24 protein-coding genes are annotated in these 18129 nt (G+C 71.1%); 11 read left to right on the top strand and 13 right to left on the bottom strand.

Annotated features, from left to right (window positions below):
- From ACIP4Y_RS20210 to ACIP4Y_RS20185, 6 genes are all read right to left on the bottom strand, one after another.
- Positions 1-1521: a sensor histidine kinase gene (locus ACIP4Y_RS20210; protein ID WP_401395089.1), complete on the bottom strand. Its 1521-nt coding sequence runs from the start codon at positions 1519-1521 to the stop codon at positions 1-3.
- Positions 1518-2252, bottom strand: coding sequence for a response regulator transcription factor (locus ACIP4Y_RS20205; RefSeq protein WP_401395085.1), 735 nt, complete (start codon positions 2250-2252; stop codon positions 1518-1520). Before ACIP4Y_RS20205 ends, ACIP4Y_RS20210 begins: the two co-directional genes overlap by 4 nt.
- Positions 2253-2338: 86 nt before the next feature.
- Positions 2339-2560 (bottom strand): hypothetical protein, encoded by a 222-nt coding sequence (locus ACIP4Y_RS20200; protein ID WP_358640263.1) that lies wholly within the window; start codon positions 2558-2560, stop codon positions 2339-2341.
- A 24-nt stretch (positions 2561-2584) separates the two neighbouring features.
- A complete protein-coding gene (locus ACIP4Y_RS20195) occupies positions 2585-3574 on the bottom strand; it encodes a S1C family serine protease (RefSeq protein WP_401395082.1) in 990 nt (329 codons plus the stop codon).
- A 110-nt stretch (positions 3575-3684) separates the two neighbouring features.
- Positions 3685-4707: a LacI family DNA-binding transcriptional regulator gene (locus ACIP4Y_RS20190; protein WP_358640267.1), complete on the bottom strand. Its 1023-nt coding sequence runs from the start codon at positions 4705-4707 to the stop codon at positions 3685-3687.
- A gap of 108 nt (positions 4708-4815) precedes the next feature.
- Positions 4816-5595: a winged-helix domain-containing protein gene (locus tag ACIP4Y_RS20185; protein WP_401395079.1), complete on the bottom strand. Its 780-nt coding sequence runs from the start codon at positions 5593-5595 to the stop codon at positions 4816-4818.
- Positions 5596-5775: 180 nt separating this feature from the next.
- Here ACIP4Y_RS20185 and ACIP4Y_RS20180 point away from each other — a divergent pair, with 180 nt between their 5' ends.
- From ACIP4Y_RS20180 to ACIP4Y_RS20170, 3 genes are read left to right on the top strand one after another with little or no spacing between them, the layout of a single operon-like run.
- Positions 5776-6624: an alpha/beta hydrolase gene (locus ACIP4Y_RS20180; protein WP_401395076.1), complete on the top strand. Its 849-nt coding sequence runs from the start codon at positions 5776-5778 to the stop codon at positions 6622-6624.
- Positions 6625-6678: 54 nt separating this feature from the next.
- Complete coding sequence (locus tag ACIP4Y_RS20175) at positions 6679-6933, top strand: MoaD/ThiS family protein (protein WP_358640272.1); 255 nt, start codon at positions 6679-6681, stop codon at positions 6931-6933.
- A 3-nt stretch (positions 6934-6936) separates the two neighbouring features.
- Positions 6937-8070 (top strand): hypothetical protein, encoded by a 1134-nt coding sequence (locus tag ACIP4Y_RS20170; RefSeq protein ID WP_401395073.1) that lies wholly within the window; start codon positions 6937-6939, stop codon positions 8068-8070.
- 117 nt (positions 8071-8187) lie between these two features.
- On the opposite strand, the gene ACIP4Y_RS20165 is transcribed toward ACIP4Y_RS20170, so the two are convergent.
- The 4 genes from ACIP4Y_RS20165 to ACIP4Y_RS20150 form a co-directional block, all read right to left on the bottom strand.
- Positions 8188-8475, bottom strand: a complete 288-nt coding sequence (locus ACIP4Y_RS20165; protein WP_358640276.1) for a DUF1416 domain-containing protein — start codon at positions 8473-8475, stop codon at positions 8188-8190.
- A 32-nt stretch (positions 8476-8507) separates the two neighbouring features.
- Positions 8508-9353 carry a sulfurtransferase gene (locus tag ACIP4Y_RS20160; protein WP_358640278.1) on the bottom strand — a complete coding sequence of 282 codons (846 nt, stop codon included), beginning with the start codon at positions 9351-9353 and terminating at the stop codon, positions 8508-8510.
- 127 nt (positions 9354-9480) lie between these two features.
- Positions 9481-9561 (bottom strand): Ms5788A family Cys-rich leader peptide, encoded by an 81-nt coding sequence (locus tag ACIP4Y_RS20155; RefSeq protein ID WP_350751515.1) that lies wholly within the window; start codon positions 9559-9561, stop codon positions 9481-9483.
- Between the two features lie 197 nt (positions 9562-9758).
- Complete coding sequence (locus ACIP4Y_RS20150) at positions 9759-10496, bottom strand: DUF2993 domain-containing protein (protein WP_358640280.1); 738 nt, start codon at positions 10494-10496, stop codon at positions 9759-9761.
- Between the two features lie 131 nt (positions 10497-10627).
- Between ACIP4Y_RS20150 and ACIP4Y_RS20145 the strand changes: the two genes are divergently transcribed.
- Positions 10628-10891, top strand: coding sequence for a DUF3099 domain-containing protein (locus ACIP4Y_RS20145; protein ID WP_401395069.1), 264 nt, complete (start codon positions 10628-10630; stop codon positions 10889-10891).
- A gap of 48 nt (positions 10892-10939) precedes the next feature.
- Here ACIP4Y_RS20145 and ACIP4Y_RS20140 read toward each other — a convergent pair whose 3' ends face one another.
- Entirely contained in the window at positions 10940-11302 is a 363-nt protein-coding gene (locus tag ACIP4Y_RS20140; protein WP_401395066.1) for a DsrE family protein, read from the bottom strand.
- A 257-nt stretch (positions 11303-11559) separates the two neighbouring features.
- Here ACIP4Y_RS20140 and ACIP4Y_RS20135 point away from each other — a divergent pair, with 257 nt between their 5' ends.
- From ACIP4Y_RS20135 to ACIP4Y_RS20125, 3 genes are read left to right on the top strand one after another with little or no spacing between them, the layout of a single operon-like run.
- Positions 11560-12135 (top strand): FABP family protein, encoded by a 576-nt coding sequence (locus tag ACIP4Y_RS20135; RefSeq protein WP_358640286.1) that lies wholly within the window; start codon positions 11560-11562, stop codon positions 12133-12135.
- 56 nt (positions 12136-12191) lie between these two features.
- The gene (locus ACIP4Y_RS20130) at positions 12192-12629 is read left to right on the top strand and encodes a Fur family transcriptional regulator (protein WP_053710135.1); all 438 of its coding nucleotides are present in this window, start codon (positions 12192-12194) and stop codon (positions 12627-12629) included.
- A 9-nt stretch (positions 12630-12638) separates the two neighbouring features.
- Entirely contained in the window at positions 12639-13604 is a 966-nt protein-coding gene (locus ACIP4Y_RS20125; protein WP_401395062.1) for a YgfZ/GcvT domain-containing protein, read from the top strand.
- A 31-nt stretch (positions 13605-13635) separates the two neighbouring features.
- On the opposite strand, the gene dtd is transcribed toward ACIP4Y_RS20125, so the two are convergent.
- Positions 13636-14061 (bottom strand): D-aminoacyl-tRNA deacylase, encoded by a 426-nt coding sequence (gene dtd, locus ACIP4Y_RS20120; RefSeq protein ID WP_401395059.1) that lies wholly within the window; start codon positions 14059-14061, stop codon positions 13636-13638.
- A gap of 159 nt (positions 14062-14220) precedes the next feature.
- Between dtd and ACIP4Y_RS20115 the strand changes: the two genes are divergently transcribed.
- Positions 14221-14823, top strand: coding sequence for an aerial mycelium formation protein (locus ACIP4Y_RS20115; protein WP_401395056.1), 603 nt, complete (start codon positions 14221-14223; stop codon positions 14821-14823).
- 346 nt (positions 14824-15169) lie between these two features.
- Positions 15170-16078, top strand: coding sequence for a winged helix-turn-helix domain-containing protein (locus tag ACIP4Y_RS20110; RefSeq protein ID WP_401395053.1), 909 nt, complete (start codon positions 15170-15172; stop codon positions 16076-16078).
- On the opposite strand, the gene ACIP4Y_RS20105 is transcribed toward ACIP4Y_RS20110, so the two are convergent.
- Positions 16073-16261 carry a hypothetical protein gene (locus ACIP4Y_RS20105; RefSeq protein ID WP_358640296.1) on the bottom strand — a complete coding sequence of 63 codons (189 nt, stop codon included), beginning with the start codon at positions 16259-16261 and terminating at the stop codon, positions 16073-16075. The genes ACIP4Y_RS20110 and ACIP4Y_RS20105 overlap by 6 nt on opposite strands.
- A gap of 130 nt (positions 16262-16391) precedes the next feature.
- Between ACIP4Y_RS20105 and ACIP4Y_RS20100 the strand changes: the two genes are divergently transcribed.
- Positions 16392-17282 carry a winged helix-turn-helix domain-containing protein gene (locus tag ACIP4Y_RS20100; RefSeq protein WP_358640298.1) on the top strand — a complete coding sequence of 297 codons (891 nt, stop codon included), beginning with the start codon at positions 16392-16394 and terminating at the stop codon, positions 17280-17282.
- Positions 17282-18031, top strand: coding sequence for an HAD family hydrolase (locus ACIP4Y_RS20095; protein WP_401395048.1), 750 nt, complete (start codon positions 17282-17284; stop codon positions 18029-18031). The genes ACIP4Y_RS20100 and ACIP4Y_RS20095 overlap by 1 nt, the downstream gene beginning before the upstream one ends.
- Positions 18032-18129: the final 98 nt, after the last annotated feature.

Raw genomic sequence — 18129 nt, 5'->3', positions numbered from 1 at the left:
TCAGCCGGCCGGCGTCTCCGGCGTCTCGACCGGCTCCGGCGTCTCGACCGGCTCCGGCGTCTGCACCGGCTCCGGCGTCTCGGGCGGCGGGGTCGGTGCGCCCGGCAGCCGTACCGTCGCCACCGTGCCGCCGCCCTCCGCGCGGGCCAGCGCCACCGCCCCGCCCGCCTGCCGGACCGTACGGGCCACGATGGACAGGCCGAGGCCGGAACCCGGCAGGGCGCGGGCGCTGGGGGAGCGCCAGAAGCGGTCGAAGACGTGCGGGAGTTCGTCCTCGGCGATGCCGGGACCGTGGTCGCGGACCGTCAGCACACCGCCGCTCAGCCGCACCTCGACCGTGCCGCCCTCGGGGCTGAACTTCACCGCGTTGTCCAGGATGTTGACCACCGCCCGTTCCAGCGCGGAGGGCTCCGCCCGGACGAACCAGGGCTCCAGGTCCGCGGTGACCGACAGCTCCGGGCCGCGCAGCCGCGCCCGGCGCAGGGCCGCCTCGACGGTGTCCTGCAGGGAGACCACCTGGACCCGCTCACCGCGCTGCCCCTCGGAGCGGGACAGCTCCTGCAGGTCGCCGATCAGCGCGGCCAGCTCGGTCATCTGCGCCTTCACCGAGGCGAGCAGCGCCTTGCGGTCCTCCGGCGGGATCGGCCGGCCGGTCTCCTCGCTGCGGGTGAGGAGTTCGATGTTCGTCCTGAGCGAGGTCAGGGGCGTACGGAGTTCATGGCCGGCGTCCGCGATCAGCTGCTGCTGGAGGTCACGGGAGCTGGCCAGCGAGGCGGTCATCGAGTTGAACGACCGGGACAGCCGGGCCACCTCGTCCTCGCTGACGTCCTCGACGGGGATGCGGATGGTCAGGTCCTCGGTCCGGGCCACGTGCTCCACGGCCTCGGTCAGCTTGTCGACGGGCCGCAGCCCGGCCCGGGCGACCGCGAGGCCCGCGGCCCCGGCGCCGACGACACCGACGGCGGACACCAGGAGCAGGATCAGGGCGAGGTCGTTGAGGGTCTTCTGGGTGGTCTTCAGCGGTGCGGCGACGAGCACGCCGACGTTGGGTCCGCGCGCGCCCGTCACGGTCGCGGTGGGGCCGATGGGCTTGGTGAGCACCCGCAGCTCGTTGCCCTCGTCGTCCGTTCCGTTGCGGAAGTACAGGATGTTGTTGCTGGGGTCGAGGTCCTTGATCTCCGTCTTGTCGGCCTGGACGACCTTGATCTTGCCGGAGGCGCCCCCGAAGAGGCAGACCCTGCCGTCCTCCATGACCAACTGCGAGTACCGGTCCCGGAAGAAGCCGTTGGCCTGCGGTGTGTCCGTGCAGTGGGCGAGGTTGAACTGCAACTGGTCCATCTGCGTGCTGTTGCGCAGGGACTTCTGCAGATCCAGGTCGAGCTGGTTGTACAGCTTCCGCTCCACGATGAACCAGCAGGTCACCGAGACCGCCGCCACCGCGAACGCCACCGCCGCCGCGACCAGCATGGCCAGCCGTGCCCGCAGCGGCAGGGCCCGGTACCGGCGGGCCAGCCTGCTCACTCGGCGCCGCCCTGCCGCAGGACGTAGCCCACCCCGCGGACGGTGTGCACCAGGCGGGGCTCGCCGCCGGCCTCGGTCTTGCGGCGCAGGTACATCACGTAGACGTCGAGCGAGTTGGAGGAGGGCTCGAAGTCGAAGCCCCACACCGCCTTCAGGATCTGCTCACGGGTGAGCACCTGGCGCGGGTGTGCCATGAACATCTCCAGCAGGGTGAACTCGGTGCGGGTCAGCTCGACCGGCCGGCCGCCGCGCGTGACCTCCCGGGTCGCGAGGTCCATGCGCAGGTCGGCGAAGGTGAGTGCCTCGTCCTCCTGGGCCTGGACGGACACCGCCGCCGCGTACGAACTGCGGCGCAGCAGGGCCCGGATGCGGGCGAACAGCTCGTCCAGTTCGAAGGGCTTGACCAGGTAGTCGTCGGCACCCGCGTCCAGGCCGGTGACCCGGTCGCCGACCGTGTCGCGGGCGGTGAGCATCAGGATCGGGATGGTGTCGCCCGCACCCCGGATCCGGCGGGCCGCCGTCAGGCCGTCCATGCGCGGCATCTGGATGTCCAGCACGACCAGGTCCGGCTGGTAGGCCGTGGCCTTCTCCAGGGCGTCCGCGCCGTCGACGGCGACCGCGGTGTCGTACCCCTCGAAGGCGAGGCTGCGCTGGAGGGCCTCGCGCACGGCCGGCTCGTCGTCGACGATCAGGATGCGCTGGGGGTCGCGGTCGCCATCGGCGGGACTCATCGCTCGCGGTTCCTCGGGGTGCGGTGGACGGGATGGTCGGTGTCCCTCAGCCTCCCATGTCCGGGGGCCGGGGACACGCCCGCCGGTCAGGCGGCGACCGTGTTCAGACGGTGCAGCGGGACCTTGCGGCGGTGCGTGCGGGCGGCGGAGGTGCGCAGGCCCATCAGCTGGGGCACCGGCGTCACGGCCGCCACCTCGGGGGCGCGGGGGGCCGGAACGGGCACGTGCAGTTCGGACACGATGGACAGGGCCAGGGTGAGGCCGGCCGGACCGCGCTCGGCGAACTGGTGGGGAACGTGCTTGATCATGACCTGCTCCTTGCACTCGTGTTGCTAACTGTCCGAACCCGCCCGCAACTTGGCGAGGTCGGCCTTGACGGTGTCGATGGGGATCGCGAAGCCGAGGCCGATGCTGCCCGCGTCCGAGGACGAGGAGGCCTGCGAGCTGGAGTACATGGCGGAGTTGATGCCGATGACGTGACCGCTCGCGTCGATCAGGGCACCGCCGGAGTTGCCGGGGTTGAGGGACGCGTCGGTCTGGATGGCCTTGTAGGTGGTGGTCGACGAGCCGGTGTCGCCGTTGAACTCACGGCCGCCGAACTGGAACGGCCACTGCCCGTCGCCGCCCTGGCCCTGGCCCTGGTTCTCGTCGGTGGAGACGGTGACGTCCCGGTTCAGGGCGGAGACGATGCCGCTCGTGACCGTGCCGGTCAGGCCCTCGGGGGAGCCGATCGCGACGACCGTGTCGCCGACCTGGACGCCGCTGGAGTCGCCGAGCGCGGCCGGCTTCAGGCCGGAGGCGCCCCGCAGCCTGATCAGCGCCAGGTCCTTGGAGCTGTCGGTGCCGACCACCTGGGCGGAGTAGCTCTTGCCGTCGCTGGTGCGCACCTTGATCGAGGAGGCGCCGGAGACGACGTGGTTGTTGGTGACGATCTCACCGCCCGACGTGATGATCACACCGGAGCCGGTGGAGGAGCCGCCCGCGAGGGTCGCGTTGATCTCGACCACGCTGGGGCTGACCGCGGCGGCGATGGCGGCGACGTCGCCCCGCTTGCCGGCGGGCACCACGGTGGTGCTGCTGCCGGCGGTGGCGACCGTGTCCGTGCCGGTCAGCTCCTGGAAGGCGTAGGCGGTGCCGCCGCCGACCGCCGCTGCGACGATCGCGACCGTCGCGAGCAGGCCCAGCGGGCCCCGGGTCCGCTTCTTCCTGTGCGGAGCGGGTTCCGTGACCGGCTGGTACGGCGGCGGGGGCGGCCACTCGGGGTTCACGGGGGCGGCGGAGGAGGAGTACGGCTGCTCGTAGGTGCCCTGGCTCTCGGTCATGAGTAGAGAGTCCCCCGGGACCATGAGAGCTTCCTGAGGGCTCCCTGAGAAGCCCGGCAGAACCTCGTTTGCCCGATATAAAGACGCGCCCCGCCGGGGCGCGTCCGGGGTCAGTTACAGCCGCAGCTGGTGCGCACCACCAGCCGGGACGGGAACGTCTTCAGCCGCTCGCGCCGGGACCCGGCGACCCGCAGTCCGTCGTCCAGCACCAGGTCGACCGCCGCCCGGGCCATCGCCGAGCGGTCGGAGGCGACCGTGGTCAGCGGCGGGTCGGCGAGCGCGGCCTCCTTGATGTCGTCGAACCCGGCCACCGCGAGCTGCCCGGGCACGTCGATGCGCAGCTCGCGCGCGGCCCGCAGCAGGCCGATGGCCTGGTCGTCGGTGGAGCAGAAGATCGCGGGCGGCCGGCGGGGGCCGGACAGGACCTCCAGGGCCACGCGGTAGGCGTCGTACCGGTTGTACGGCGCCTCGAACAGCCGGTCCTCGGTGGACAGGCCCGCCTCGGCCATGGCCCGCTTCCAGCCCTCGACGTGGTCGGAGACCGGGTCGCCGACGGCCGGCGTCTGCGCCGTACCGCCCATACAGGCGACGTAGTCGTAGCCGTGCTCCAGCAGGTGGCGCACGGCGAGCTGGGCGCCGCCGAGGTCGTCGGTCACCACGGCGACGTCGTCGATGGCCTCGGGGCGCTCGTGCAGCAGCACCACCCGGGCGTCCCAGGCGTCGATCTCGGCGGCGGCGAGGTCGTTCAGGGCGTGGGAGACGAGGATCAGGCCCGAGACGCGCATGCCGAGGAAGGCGCGCAGATAGTGGACCTCGCGCTCGCCGATGTAGTCGGTGTTGCCGACCAGGACCATTTTCCCGCGCTCGGAGGCGGCCTGCTCGACCGCGTGCGCCATCTCGCCGAAGAAGGGCTGGCGGGCGTCGGGGATGATGAGGCCTATGAGGTCGGTGCGCCGGGAGGCCATCGCCTGGGCGACCCGGTCGGGCCGGTACCCCAGTTCCTTGATCGCCGCGAGGACACGCTCGCGCGTGGCCGGGGCGACCGGCCGGGGTCCGTTGTTGATGACATAACTGACGACGGCGGTGGAGGTACCAGCCAGCCGTGCCACGTCATCCCGAGTCACCTTGGCCACGCGCGGAGTCTACGCGGATTGACCAGCCCTGGGCAGGGCGTATCACATGGCGGCTGTGCGCGGACAATGCCCCGTCCGAGCGCCGCCCATGCGTCGGCTGTGTCCCGGTTACGCCTCGGCGTGCACCTCGGTGCCGTCCAGGACGGCGGTTGCGTCCGCATCCTCCGGCTTTGCCCGGCCGGCCTTGGCCTTGGCCTCCTCGGCGGAGCGGTCGGTCTTCTCGGGCGTAACGAATCGATAACCGACGTTCCGGACGGTTCCGATCAGCGACTCGTGCTCGGGACCGAGCTTGGCGCGCAGCCGTCGTACGTGCACGTCGACCGTACGGGTGCCGCCGAAGTAGTCGTAGCCCCACACCTCCTGCAGCAGCTGGGCGCGGGTGAAGACCCGGCCCGGGTGCTGGGCGAGGTATTTGAGCAGCTCGAACTCCTTGAAGGTCAGGTCCAGGACCCGTCCCTTGAGCTTCGCGCTGTACGTCGCCTCGTCCACCGACAGGTCACCGTTGCGGATCTCCATGGGCGAGTCGTCGTTGACGATCTGCTGGCGGCCCATGGCGAGCCGCAGCCGCGCCTCGACCTCGGCGGGTCCGGCGGTGTCCAGCAGCACGTCGTCGATGCCCCAGTCGGCGGTGACGGCGGCGAGGCCGCCCTCGGTGACGACGAGGAGCAGCGGACAGCCGGGGCCGGTGGAGCGCAGCAGCTGGCACAGGCTGCGGACCTGCGGAAGGTCGCGGCGGCCGTCGACGAGGATGACGTCGGCGCCGGGGGTGTCGACCAGGGCGGGCCCCTCCGCGGGGGCGACCCGCACGTTGTGCAGGAGCAGGCCGAGGGCCGGGAGCACCTCCGTCGACGGCTGGAGGGCGTTGGTCAGGAGCAGCAGAGAACTCATACGTCTGGTTCCTCCTCGGTCCCTGCGAGGACTGTGCGGACGGGTACTGCCCTGCGATCCCGAAGGCCCCGTACACCGGCGGTCACCTGTGGTTTCCCGCTTCGTATACAACGCGTCCGAAAGCACAAAAGGACCCGGGGGCTACGCTGCCCGAGTCCTCTGCCCAGCAGAATAGCCCACATGAGCAACCGTTCGGCAGGTCATGGGGCGCGTTCCACCGTTCGTCCGTATGGCGAGACAGGCAGACAGGGCCTTATCCGGACGTTTCTGCGCACGACCGACGGAATCGCGATCGATTCCGTATACGATCCCGGACCCGCCGTATACGAAGCACCTTCCGGCGCCTCCCGGCCACCCTCCCGTGACCTGGTGTTCGTGGTCGCCCACGGCTTCACCGGGGACGTGGACCGCCCGCACGTGCGCCGGGTGGCGGCCGTGCTGCGCGGCCGGGGCGCGGTCGTCACCTTCTCCTTCCGCGGCCACGGACGCTCCGGCGGCCGCTCGACGGTCGGCGACAAGGAGGTGCTGGACCTCGCCGCCGCCGTGGACTGGGCCCGCCGCCTCGGGCACGCGCGCGTGGTGACCGTCGGCTTCTCCATGGGCGGCTCGGTGGTCCTGCGGCACGCGGCCCTGTACGGCGGCACGGACGCCGTCGTCTCCGTCAGCGCACCCGCCCGCTGGTACTACCGGGGCACGGCCCCCATGCGCCGCCTGCACTGGCTGGTCACCCGCCCCGAGGGCCGCCTGGTCGGCCGCTACGGTCTGCGCACCCGCATCCACCACCGGGACTGGAACCCCGTCCCGCTGTCCCCGGTGCAGGCCGTCCCCCGGATCGCCCCGACGCCCCTGCTCATCGTGCACGGCGACCGCGACGGCTACTTCCCGCTCGACCATCCCCGGATGCTCGCCGAGGCGGCCGGCGACCACGCCGAACTCTGGGTCGAACCGGGCATGGGCCACGCCGAGAACGCCGCCGACGACGCCCTGATGGCCAGGATCGGGGACTGGGCGGTGTCGGCGGCGGGCTAGCCTGCCTCACACTGTCTTTAACGATTTCTTGTTTGCCGTCGATTGAGGATTCAGATGCCCAAGGTCACGGTGCGCTACTGGGCCGCCGCCAAGGCCGCGGCCGGGGTCGCCGAGGAGCCGCACGAGGCGGACACACTGGCCGACGCGCTGGCCGCCGTGCGCGCGCTCCACCCCGGTGAGCTGACGCGCGTGCTCCAGCGATGCTCCTTCCTCGTCGACGGTGACCCCGTCGGGACCCGCGCGCATGAGACGGTACGGCTGGCCGAGGGCGGCACGGTCGAGGTGCTCCCGCCGTTCGCAGGAGGGTGAGCGATGACCGACCAGCCGTACCAGGGCGGCCCCTACGAGGGCTACGACCCCTACCAGCAGCAGTGGCCCACACAGGATCCGCACCACGGCGGGCCCGGCCACGACCCGGAACCGACCCAGCAGTGGCAGGGCCAGACCTGGGAGACCCAGACCCACGCGCCGGTGCAGGCGGAGACGGCCTACCTGCCGGGGCAGCAACAGCAGCAGGGGCACCAGCACTACCAGCAGCAGTACCAGCAGCAGTACGAACAGCCGTACCAGCAGCCTCAGCAGCACGCGGACCCGTACGCGGGAGCGTACGCACCGGCTCCTGCTCCGGCGGCTGAACCGGCGGAGGGCGAGCCCTCCTACGGCCCCGCCACCGTCGCCGGCAACACCCGCATCACCGACGCCCAGCGGGCCCGCCTGGAGGGCCGCTCCCCGATCATCGAGCCCGGCATGCAGCCGGCGCTGCTCACCGCCGTCCTGGGCCTGCTGCTGGCCGCGACGGCCCCCATCGCCTCGTACGCCCTCGTCGTACCGCTCGTGCTGCTCCAGGCGGTGACGGCCGCGGGCTGGTTCCGGCTGAACGGCATGTGGCCCGCCCGGCAGGGCATCGCGCTGGCCTTCGCGGGCGCGCTCACGGCCGACGTGGCCGTCCTCGCGGCCGGCCGGGACCACACCCTCGTCGCCATCCTCGGACCGCTCGGCCTCTGGGTCCTGCTCTCCCTCGTCCTCCAGCTGCGCTCCCACGCCTCGCCGGACGAGCGGATGTACGGCCTGATGGCCACGGTCACCTCGGCGGCGCTCGCGGTCCTGGCCACGGGCTACCTGGCCGCCGACCCGCACGCGGTCTCGGTGGGCGCGGCGGCGGTGGCGGTCGCCGTCCTGGCCCGCGCCCTGCCCCTGCCCACCCCGGCCTCGGTCGTCGTCGCCCTGCTGGCGGCGGCGGGCGCGGGCATCGCGGCGGGCAGCATGACCGACTTCGGCACGAAGGGCGCGCTGCTGGGCGCCGCCGCCGGGGCGTGCGCCCTGATCGGCCACCGGGTCGCCGCCTACGACTACCCGTCCCGCTTCGTCCACTTCACCGCGGGCGTGGCCCTGCCGCTGTCGGCGGCGGCACCGGTGGTGTGGGTACTGGGGCGGGCGCTGGGCTAGGCGCGCCCGCGTCGAAGACGAGGGCAGCCGAGGAGAGCCGAAGGGCCGCACCCCCACTGGCGTCCAACCCAGGGGATGCGGCCCTCAGCCGTCACAGAGCCCGCGTCAAGGCCTCACTCAGACCGCGATGGCGACCTCCGCCAGGCCGCCCTTCTGGGCGACGACCGTGCGGTCGGCGGTCGCGCCGGGCACCAGCGCGCGCACCGTCCACGTGCCCTCGGCCGCGTAGAAGCGGAACTGACCGGTCGCGGAGGTGGGGACCTCCGCGGTGAACTCGCCGGTCGAGTCGAGCAGTCGGACGTAGCCGACCACCGGCTCGCCGTCGCGGGTCACCTGGCCCTGGATCGTGGTCTCACCGGGCTTGATCGTCGATGCGTCGGGGCCACCGGCCTTCGCTCCGCACATGTGCAACTCCTAGGGAAAAGGTCGGTCGGGACTTACTTGTTGGCGCCGAGCTCGATCGGCACGCCGACGAGGGAGCCGTACTCGGTCCAGGAGCCGTCGTAGTTCTTGACGTTCTCCACGCCGAGCAGCTCGTGCAGCACGAACCAGGTCAGGGCCGAGCGCTCACCGATGCGGCAGTAGGCGATCGTGTCCTTGGCGAGGTCGACGTTCTCCTCGGCGTAGAGCTCCTTCAGCTCCTCGTCCGACTTGAAGGTGCCGTCGTCGTTGGCGTTCTTCGACCACGGGATGTTGCGGGCGGTCGGGACGTGGCCCGGGCGCTGCGACTGCTCCTGCGGGAGGTGGGCCGGGGCGAGCAGCTTGCCGGAGAACTCGTCGGGCGAGCGGACGTCGACCAGGTTCTGCGAGCCGATCGCCTTGACGACGTCGTCGCGGAAGGCGCGGATCGACGTGTCCTGCGGCTTGGCCTGGTAGTCGGTCTTCGGGCGCTCCGGCACCTCGTCGCCGGCGACCAGCTCGCGGGCGTCCAGCTCCCACTTCTTGCGGCCGCCGTCGAGCAGCTTGACGTTCTCGTGGCCGTACAGCTTGAAGTACCAGTAGGCGTACGACGCGAACCAGTTGTTGTTGCCGCCGTAGAGGATCACCGTGTGGTCGTTGGCGATGCCCTTCTCCGACAGGAGCTTCTCGAAGCCCTCCTGGTCGATGAAGTCACGGCGGACCGGGTCCTGGAGGTCCTTGGTCCAGTCGATGCGGATCGCGTTCTTGATGTGGTTCTTCTCGTAGGCGGACGTGTCCTCGTCCACCTCGACGATGGCGATGGTCGGGTCGTCCAGGTGCTCCTGGAGCCAGTCGGCGTCGACCAGGACGTCGCTGCGGCTCATGCTCTTTCTCCTCCGGGGCAGTCGCGGCGGGGCGTGCGAGTAGAGAGGGGCGCGCACTCGGGGCTCGAGCGGCGCACGGATGCCCTGGCAGCAGGGCGGGGTGAGACGCGGGAGCCGGGGCTTCCGCTCAGAAGGGGCGACAGAGCATGGCGGCAACGCGGCACAGGTCCACTGCCCGCCGCTTCGTGAGATCCGCCTGTCGCTTCATGCGGTCGATCGTAGGGACGTCCGGGCGGGCATGTCACCGGTGTGTCACATGGCGAGATGCGATCGTCCGAATGGCGGAACAAGAAGAGCGCCCAGGGGGCCGGTGACGGCCTCCGGGCGCTCGCTCGGGTCATCGCATCTACGGTACGGACGTGATCGTCTCGCCAGTCGGACGATCGTCGTCCGCCAGCCGTGCTTCTACCCCGCCAGCCTGACGTCCGAACCCTTCACGCTGATGTCCACGCCGTCCTTCGCGGCCTGCACCTTGTCCAGCTTGATGCCGCCGGGCAGCTGGTCGATGGCCTGCTGGAAGTCGGTGATCTCGCGGATGCGGTCCTCGGCGATCGCGGCGGCGCCCAGCTTGGGCAGCGAGTCCGCGTGCACCTCGACCTTGTTGTTCACCACGCTCACCGAGCTGAGCACGGACACGGTCTGCTTGAGCCCGAGCGACGAGACGGTCCCCTCCACCGCGACCTTGATCTTCCCGTTGCCGCCGTCTGAGAGGCCGACGATCCGGGCGGTGACACCCGGCGCCACCTCGGTCGGCTCGGCCTTGGCGGTCTTCAGCAGCTCGGCGTAGGAGACCGTCGCGGTGCCGGTCGCGGTGGACGCGGTGGCGGAGCTGTAGTCGCCGGAGAACTCGACGCCCTTCATGTCGGCCTCCAGATCGTCGATCCGGATCGTCTGGCCGGCCTTGCCGGTGGCCGCCTGGTAGTCCTTGATGCTCACCTCGACGTCGTCCAGGGAGCCGCCCGCGACCTGGGTGAGGAACGGGAAGCCCTTGATGTCCACGTCCGGGGTCGAGGCCAGGTTCTCGTTGGCCTTCAGCTTGTCCGCGGCCTCGCCCTCGGCGAAGTGCACGGCGACCCGGTCCACGATCACGAAGAGGCCGCCCAGGATCACGACGATGATCAGGAGTATTCGCAGGGCGCGCATGTGGTTGGTTCCCCCGGTCGGCGACGGTGTTCGGAATCCGGTACGGATACGCCACGGTAACCCTGCCGGAGCCGGCCGGTGCGGATTTGTGGATCAGTTGTGACAGGGCTCGCCGGTCCTACCCTGGACTTGTGTACGCCCGGCGCCGGCACATCTACTTCGCCATGATGGGGACCTGCATCGGACTCTTCGTCCTGGCGTGGGCAGTCGTGCGCCTGTGGTCCGTGCCGGCGGCCGTCGGCATGTGCGTCGTGGCCATGGTCATCCCGCCGGTCGCCGCGATGATCGCCAACCGCCGGGGCCCGGACGACCGCTGGTGGGACGACCCCTCCGGCGACCCTGAGTCCGACGAGTGGTGGGACGAACTGGACGGCAGGAAACGCCCCCGGCCGTAGGGCCGACGAGACGACCGTGCCGCCCGAGACCCCGACGAGGGCCGGTACTCAGTAGACAAGGGCCTGGGTGTCGTCCGCCAGGGACTCCTGTACGAACACCTGCGCGCCCGCGATCCGGACGCCCTCGATGACGTCCTTCTCCGTGATCTCCCGGCGGGCGGCGCACTGGGTGCACAGCGTGATGCGCCCGCCGGCGAGGACGGACTCGAGGAGGTCGGGCAGCGGTGCGGCGTGCGGCAGCTCGAACTCGGCGGCCCGTCCCGGCAGCGCAAACCAGGACGACTCCCCGGTCAGCCACAGCGAGACCTCGACCCCGCTGGCCACGGCCACCGCGGCCACCGTGAACGCCTGCGAACACCGCTCAGGGGCATCCGCCCCGGCCGTCACCTTGATCACGAGCTTCTTCGCCATGCGGGAAGCGTAGTCCCCGGCGCCGCCGCCCCTCGCGAGGAGAGCCCCCGCCCTGGCACGGAGCGCCCGGTCCCGGCCGCGTAAGCTGGGCTGCGGCTCTGTCGTTCGCTCACCCTCGCTCAAGGAGCACCCGTGGAGATCTTCTTCGAAACCCTGCTGGTCCTGGTCTGCGTCGGCGTGCTCGCCTTCGCGTACCTGACCGTGAAGAAGCTGTACCAGGGCCAGCGCTGACCCACCCCTCAGGAAAGCTGTCGCTCATGATCGAGATCCCGTCCGACCTCCACAAGGACCTCGTCCCGCTCGCCTTTCTGCTCGGCAACTGGGCCGGCGCGGGCGTGCACGACTTCCCTGGCTCGGAGAAGTGCAACTTCGGGCAGGAGGTCAGTTTCACCCACGACGGCCGGGACTTCCTGGAGTACCACTCCCGCACCTGGGTGCTCGACAAGGACGGCAACAAGGTCCGCCCGCTGGAGTCGGAGTCCGGCTTCTGGCGGATCCACGCCGACCGCAAGGTCGAGGTGACGCTGACCCGCGACGACGGCGTCATCGAGATCTGGTACGGCGAGATGGCCGACAAGAAGCCGCAGATCGACCTGGTGACGGACGCCGTGGCCCGCATTCCCGGCGCGCGGCCGTACAGCGGCGGCAAGCGGCTGTACGGCTACGTGAAGAGCGACCTGATGTGGGTCGGCGAGAAGCAGACCCCCGAGGTCGCGCTGCGCCCCTACATGTCGGCCCAGCTGAAGAAGGTCGTCACCCCCGAGGACGTCGAGCGCTGGGCGAAGGCCCTCCCCGACGACCTCCCGGACGACGGCATCGCCTTCTTCAAGTAGGCCCCTCACCCGTTCTCCACATGGGTCCGCCGCCCGGTGGCTCTAGACTTTCCGGTGTGGTGAGCACCGATTGGAAGAGCGACCTCAGGCAGCGCGGCTATCGGCTGACGCCGCAGCGGCAGCTTGTCCTCGAAGCCGTGGACACCCTTGAGCACGCGACCCCCGACGACATCCTCGTGGAAGTGAGGAAGACGGCGTCGGGGGTCAACATTTCCACCGTCTACCGGACGCTGGAACTGCTGGAGGAGCTGGGCCTGGTCAGCCACGCCCACCTCGGGCACGGCGCCCCGACCTATCACCTCGCCGACCGCCACCACCATCTGCACCTGGTGTGCCGGGACTGCGAGAACGTGATCGAGGCGGACGTCGAGGTGGCCGCGGAGTTCACGGCGAAGCTGCGGCAGCAGTTCGGGTTCGACACCGACATGAAGCATTTCGCGATCTTCGGCCGGTGCCAGGACTGTTCCCTGAAGAGTTCAACTACCACGACGTAGGCTTGCGGTATGAAGAGCCCCCTGCTGTCCCTGCCCGGCGCCGTCCCCGCCGAGGGCGTGGACGAAGGCGTCGCCGCCCACTACGGCGACCTGTTCCGCGAGCAGCGCGCCCTCGCCGACGGCACCGGATTCGTCGACCTGTCCCACCGCGGTGTCCTCACCGTCACCGGGGACGACCGGCTGAGCTGGCTGCATCTCCTGCTCACCCAGCACGTCAGCGAACTGCCCGCGGGCGAGGCCACCGAGGCCCTGATCCTCTCCGCGCACGGACACATCGAGCACGCCCTGTACCTGGTGGACGACGGTACGACCGTCTGGGCGCACGTGGAGCCCGGCACCCAGGACGCGCTGCTCGCGTACCTGGAATCGATGAAGTTCTTCTACCGGGTCGAGGTCGCCGACCGCACCGGTGACTTCGCCGTGGTGCACCTGCCCGCCGGCTCCATCGCCGACGTCCCCGAAGGGGTCGTCGTCCGCGAGACGGCGTACGGCCGCGACCTGTTCCTGCCGCGCGAGCAGCTGGAGGAGTTCGCCGCCGGGCACGGGCCCGCCGCCGGGCTCCTCGCCTACGAGGCGCTGCGCGTCGAGCAGCACCGGCCCCGGCTCGGCTTCGAGACCGACCACCGCACCATCCCGCACGAGCTGGGCTGGATCGGCACGGCCGTACACCTCCAGAAGGGCTGCTACCGGGGGCAGGAGACCGTGGCCAGGGTGCAGAACCTGGGCAAGCCGCCGCGCCGGCTGGTCTTCCTGCACCTGGACGGCAGCGAGGTCCACCTGCCGGTGCCGGGCACCGAGATCCGCCTCGCCGACGAGGGCCCCGAGGGCCGCAAGATCGGCTTCGTGACGACGTCGGTACGGCACCACGAGCTGGGCCCGGTGGCCCTGGCCCTGGTGAAGCGGAACGTCCCGGTCGACGCGCGCCTCCTGGCCGGGGAGACGGCGGCGGCCCAGGAGACGGTGGTCGAGCCGTAGTCGTGGCCGTGGCCGTGCGGCCGCGGACGCCCTAGATCTCCAGCAGCACCGTGAACGGCCCGTCGTTCGTCAGTGACACCCTCATCTGCGCGCCGAAGCGGCCCGTCGCCACCGTCGCGCCCAGGGCGCGCAGCTGGGACACGACCTCGTCGACCAGGGGTTCGGCGACGTCGCCGGGGGCCGCCGCGTTCCAGGTGGGGCGGCGGCCCTTGCGGGCGTCGCCGTAGAGGGTGAACTGGCTGATCACGAGGAGCGGGGCGGCGATGTCGCTGCAGGACTTCTCGTCGTGCAGCATGCGGACCGTCCACAGCTTGCGGGCCAGCTGGGCCGCCTTCTCCTTGGTGTCCTCGTGGGTGACTCCGACCAGGACGCACAGGCCCTCGCCCTCGATCGTGCCCACCGTCTCGCCGTCCACGACGACGCTCGCGCCGTCCACTCTCTGCACCACCGCACGCATGCGGACCATCATGCCCGGTGCCTCGCACTCGCCCGCACGGGGTCCAATATGGATCTGTTACTTCCCATCTAGGGCCGTTCGGGGGCACTCGGTCACATTGCGGCCGGTTGGGGTGGCACGATGCTTGCACACGCCGGTCGAGGGGACGGTCACAAGCAGATGAGCACACCGAGTACCAGCGGGCGGCTGGGGACGCAGGGGACGTGCCGGCCGCCCGCGCAGCGCGCCGACGGCTCCGCGGACCCGGCGCCGCCCGCCGAGCCTCCCGAGCACGACCTGGCCCGGCTGAGCCTGCCCGAGCTGCGCGCGCTGCGCCGCGACGCCCAGCGGGACGAGGCGGACCTCAGCTATGTGCGGCGGCTGCTCCAGGGGCGGATCGACATCCTGCGCGCGGAGCTGGGCCGGCGCGGCCGGGCGTCCGTGCCGGCGCCGGCGGACGGCTCAGTGGTCGACCGGCTCCCGGAGATCCTGAAGGACGCCCCGGCCCGGCAGCGTTCCTCGGCCCGCCACGTCACGCTCGGCACCCCGCACAACGAGGAGTACCGGCGGCTGGCCGCCGAGATGCTCGGCGAGGTGGAGCTGTCCGACCTGACGGCCCGTACCGATCTGGAACTGAGCGCCGCGATGGGGCGGTTGGTGCGCTACGAGCAGCAGGTCTCGCGGTGCCGCCAGCGGTTGCAGCGGACGGCCGACGACTGCAGCGGGGAGATCGCGCGCCGGTACCGGGAGGGCGAGGCGCAGGTCGACGACCTGTTGATGTGACAGGGGCGGGCCCCGGGCACGTGAGAAGGCGCCGCCTCTTCGGAGGCGGCGCCCGGTCGTTCCCTTCCGCGTGCTGTTCATCCGTAGCGTGCTGTTCAGTTGTGGCTGTGCACTGTCGGTATTCAGATGTCGCTGTTCAGTTGTGACTGTGCGCTCCGGTGGCCGCCCCCTGTCCGGGCTCCCGGCTCCCCTCCGGAAGGGAACCCGGTCGGCCAACCACTGGGAAGCTCGACCATGTCGGCCAAGTTGGCTGCCAACTTCACTGTACTTATCTCCGGTGGGATGCGGCTTATAACCAGCTGCCGCGGAACTGCCGCAAGTTGGCGGGAAGTTGTAGTGTTTGTCCGTGGACCCGGAGCACGCCTCCGCCAGTGGGCGGACGAAGCCCCAGCGGCACCGTTCGTCCCACCGCGAGATCGCCGACGAACTCCGCAGCCGGATCAGGTCCGGTGTGCTGCGGCCGGGCGAGCGCATGCCCACCCAGGCCAAGCTGGCCCGCGAGTTCGGTGTCGAACGCGGCGCGGTGCGGCAGGCCTTGCGCATCCTGCAGTCGGAGCATCTGCTCACCGACGTTTCCAAGGGCAGCCCCGCCACCGTGGCCGCCGTACCGGGGGCCGCGCGTCCCCCGGCGGGACCCCCGGCGCCGCCGCAGCCCACCATGGTGGGCCTCGCCCCGCGCATCGCCGCCGCCTTCGCCGCTCCGCACGTGCGCATCGACGCGCTCTGCCTGACCTCCGTCTCGCTCACCCTGGCGGTCGGCGATCCGCTGCGGCAGATCCACGCGGGACGGCTGAAACCGGCCAAGATCGACGTCCGGCTGCTGCTGCCCAGCCGGGACATCGACCTCGCCTTCCCGACCCCGGTGGGCGCCGACGACGGCGGTCTGCTGCACCGGCGCTGGCTCTCCCAGCGCAACGCCCAGGGCCTGGTGCTGCGGCAGAACCTGCTGGCCCTGCGCACCACGCACGGCGTCGACGTCCAGGTCTCCTTCCGGGCGCTGCCCTTCACCCCGCCGGTGAAGCTGTACCTGCTCAACGGCTCCGAGGCGCTGTTCGCGTACTACACGCTGGGCCGCCGGGAGCGGGAGATCGGGCACGAGCACGTGGAGCTGTACGACGCCGACGGCACCCGGTCGATGCTGTTCGCCTTCGACGGGCGGGCCGGGCAGCGGGACGCGGCGTTCGTGGAGCAGTCCCGCCTGTGGTTCGACGCGCTGTGGGAGACGATCAGCTCGGACCTGGTGCTGACGCTATAGCGCGGGGCCGGCCAGGAGCACCGCCAGCAGGACCGCGCCGACGGAGCTGACGGCCGGGTTCCCGGCCTTGATGCCGACGGTCAGCAGGAGCAGCCCGACGATGCCGGCTGCTCCGAACCTCCACTCGACCAGCTGCTCGAAGCCGACGACGAAGAGGGCGGAGAGGAGCGCGAGGACAGGCATGGACGTTCCCCCTTTCGGTCTGCCAACTTGACCAAGTTGGCAACCAACTCTGGTTAAGTTGTGCCCACTTGGCCGACATCCACAAACAACTTCTCAACAACTCCCGGTAGATGGATCAGGGTTGTAGCGTTTGGTCGTGACCCAGGAGAACGTGGCACAGCCCGTGGCAGTGAACGGCAGCAGAAGGCTCACGCCCCAGCAGATCGCCGACACCCTGCGCCAACGCATCCGCACCGGTGTCCTCCGCGTCGGTGACCGGCTGCCCACCCAGGCCGAACTGGCCGAGGAGTTCGGCGTGGAGCGGGGCACCGTACGCCAGGCCCTGCGGGTGTTGCAGGAGGACGGCCTGCTCAGCAACGTCAGCAAGGGCAGCCCGCCCCGGGTCGCCGAGCCGGCCCCCGCGCGCGAGGAGCCGCAGCCGACCATGGTGGCCCTCGCCCCCCGGCTGATCCAGGCCTTCTCCGTGCCGCACGTGCGCATCGACGCCGTCTGCCTGACCGCGCAGAGCCTGATCCCGGCCCTCGGCGAGCCGCTGCGCCTGATCCACGACGGCCGGCTGCGGCCCGAGCGGATCGACGTCCGCATCCTGCTGCCGTCCCGGGACATCAACCTCGCCTTCCCGGTCTCGGTCGACGCCGGCAGCGACGACGACACCGTCCACCAGCGGTGGCTGGCGATGCGCAACGCCCAGGGGCAGGTGCTCCAGTACAACCTCCAGGCGTTGCGCGGCACCCACGACATCGACGTCCACGTCACCTTCCGGGCCCTGCCGTTCACCCCGCCGGCCAAGCTGTACCTGCTCAACGGCGCGGAGGCGCTGTACGCGTACTACATGATCACGCGCCGCGCGGAGCCCACCGAGAGCGGAACGCTGGAGATGTACGACACCCTCGGCTCCGAATCCCTGCTCTTCTCCTTCGAGGAGCGGGCCGGGCAGCGGGACGCGGCGTTCGTGGAGCAGTCGCAGATGTGGTTCGACGCCCTCTGGGAAACCATCACGACGGACCTGACACTCTCCTAGTGACTTCTGATGCGACTTCTGCTGCGACTTCTGATGCGGGCGAGAACGAAAAGCTTCGGGAACTGATCACACCCGCCCGGTTCGTGCTGTGGGACTTCGACGGACCGATCTGCCGGCTGTTCGCCCGGCACCGGGCCGAACGGGTGGCCGCCGACCTGGTGGACTGGCTGGAGCGGCAGGGCCTGCGCGGGCTGCTCACCGACACCGAACGGGAGACGCTGGACCCGCAGGTCGTCCTGCGCGCCGTGGGCCGCCGGCGACCGGGCAGCGACCTCGTCGCCGGCCTGGAGGAACGGCTCACCCAGGAGGAGCTGCGGGCCGCCGCCTCCGCGCTGCCGACCGCCTACGCCGACCCGCTCATCCGCACCTGGACCGCCGTCGGCGCCCGCCTGGCCGTCACCACCAACAACTCGCCCCGCGCCGCCCGCAGCTACCTCGAATCCCGCGGCACCGCCGACTGTTTCGCCCCTCACCTGTACGGCCGTACCGAGCAGCTGCACCACCTCAAGCCGGACCCGCACTGCCTCAACCGGGCCCTGAGCGCGATGGGCGCCGCCCCCGCCGCCGCCCTGATGATCGGCGACTCCCTCGCGGACCTGACGGCCGCCCGTGCGGCCGGGGTGCCCTTCCTGGGCTATGCGCGCAACGAGGGCAAGGAGAAGCACCTGCGCGCGGCCGGCGCCGGACACGTCGTACGGACCCTGGAGCCGCTGTTGCGGCTGCTCCGGAGGGGGCGTCCGGTCGGCTAGCATTCGCTCGTCCGAGTCATCGCTCGGAGCACGCGCATCTCTGTGACGCGTGCGTATCCCCGTGCGCAGGGAGCGGCGACGAGCCGTCCTCGGGCGCC

Source organism: Streptomyces sp. NPDC088810 (genome assembly GCF_044750305.1).
Classification (GTDB): Bacteria; Actinomycetota; Actinomycetes; order Streptomycetales; family Streptomycetaceae; genus Streptomyces.
The sequence above is the reverse complement of the archived record's forward strand: the minus strand, read 5'-3'. Positions and strand labels throughout refer to the sequence as shown.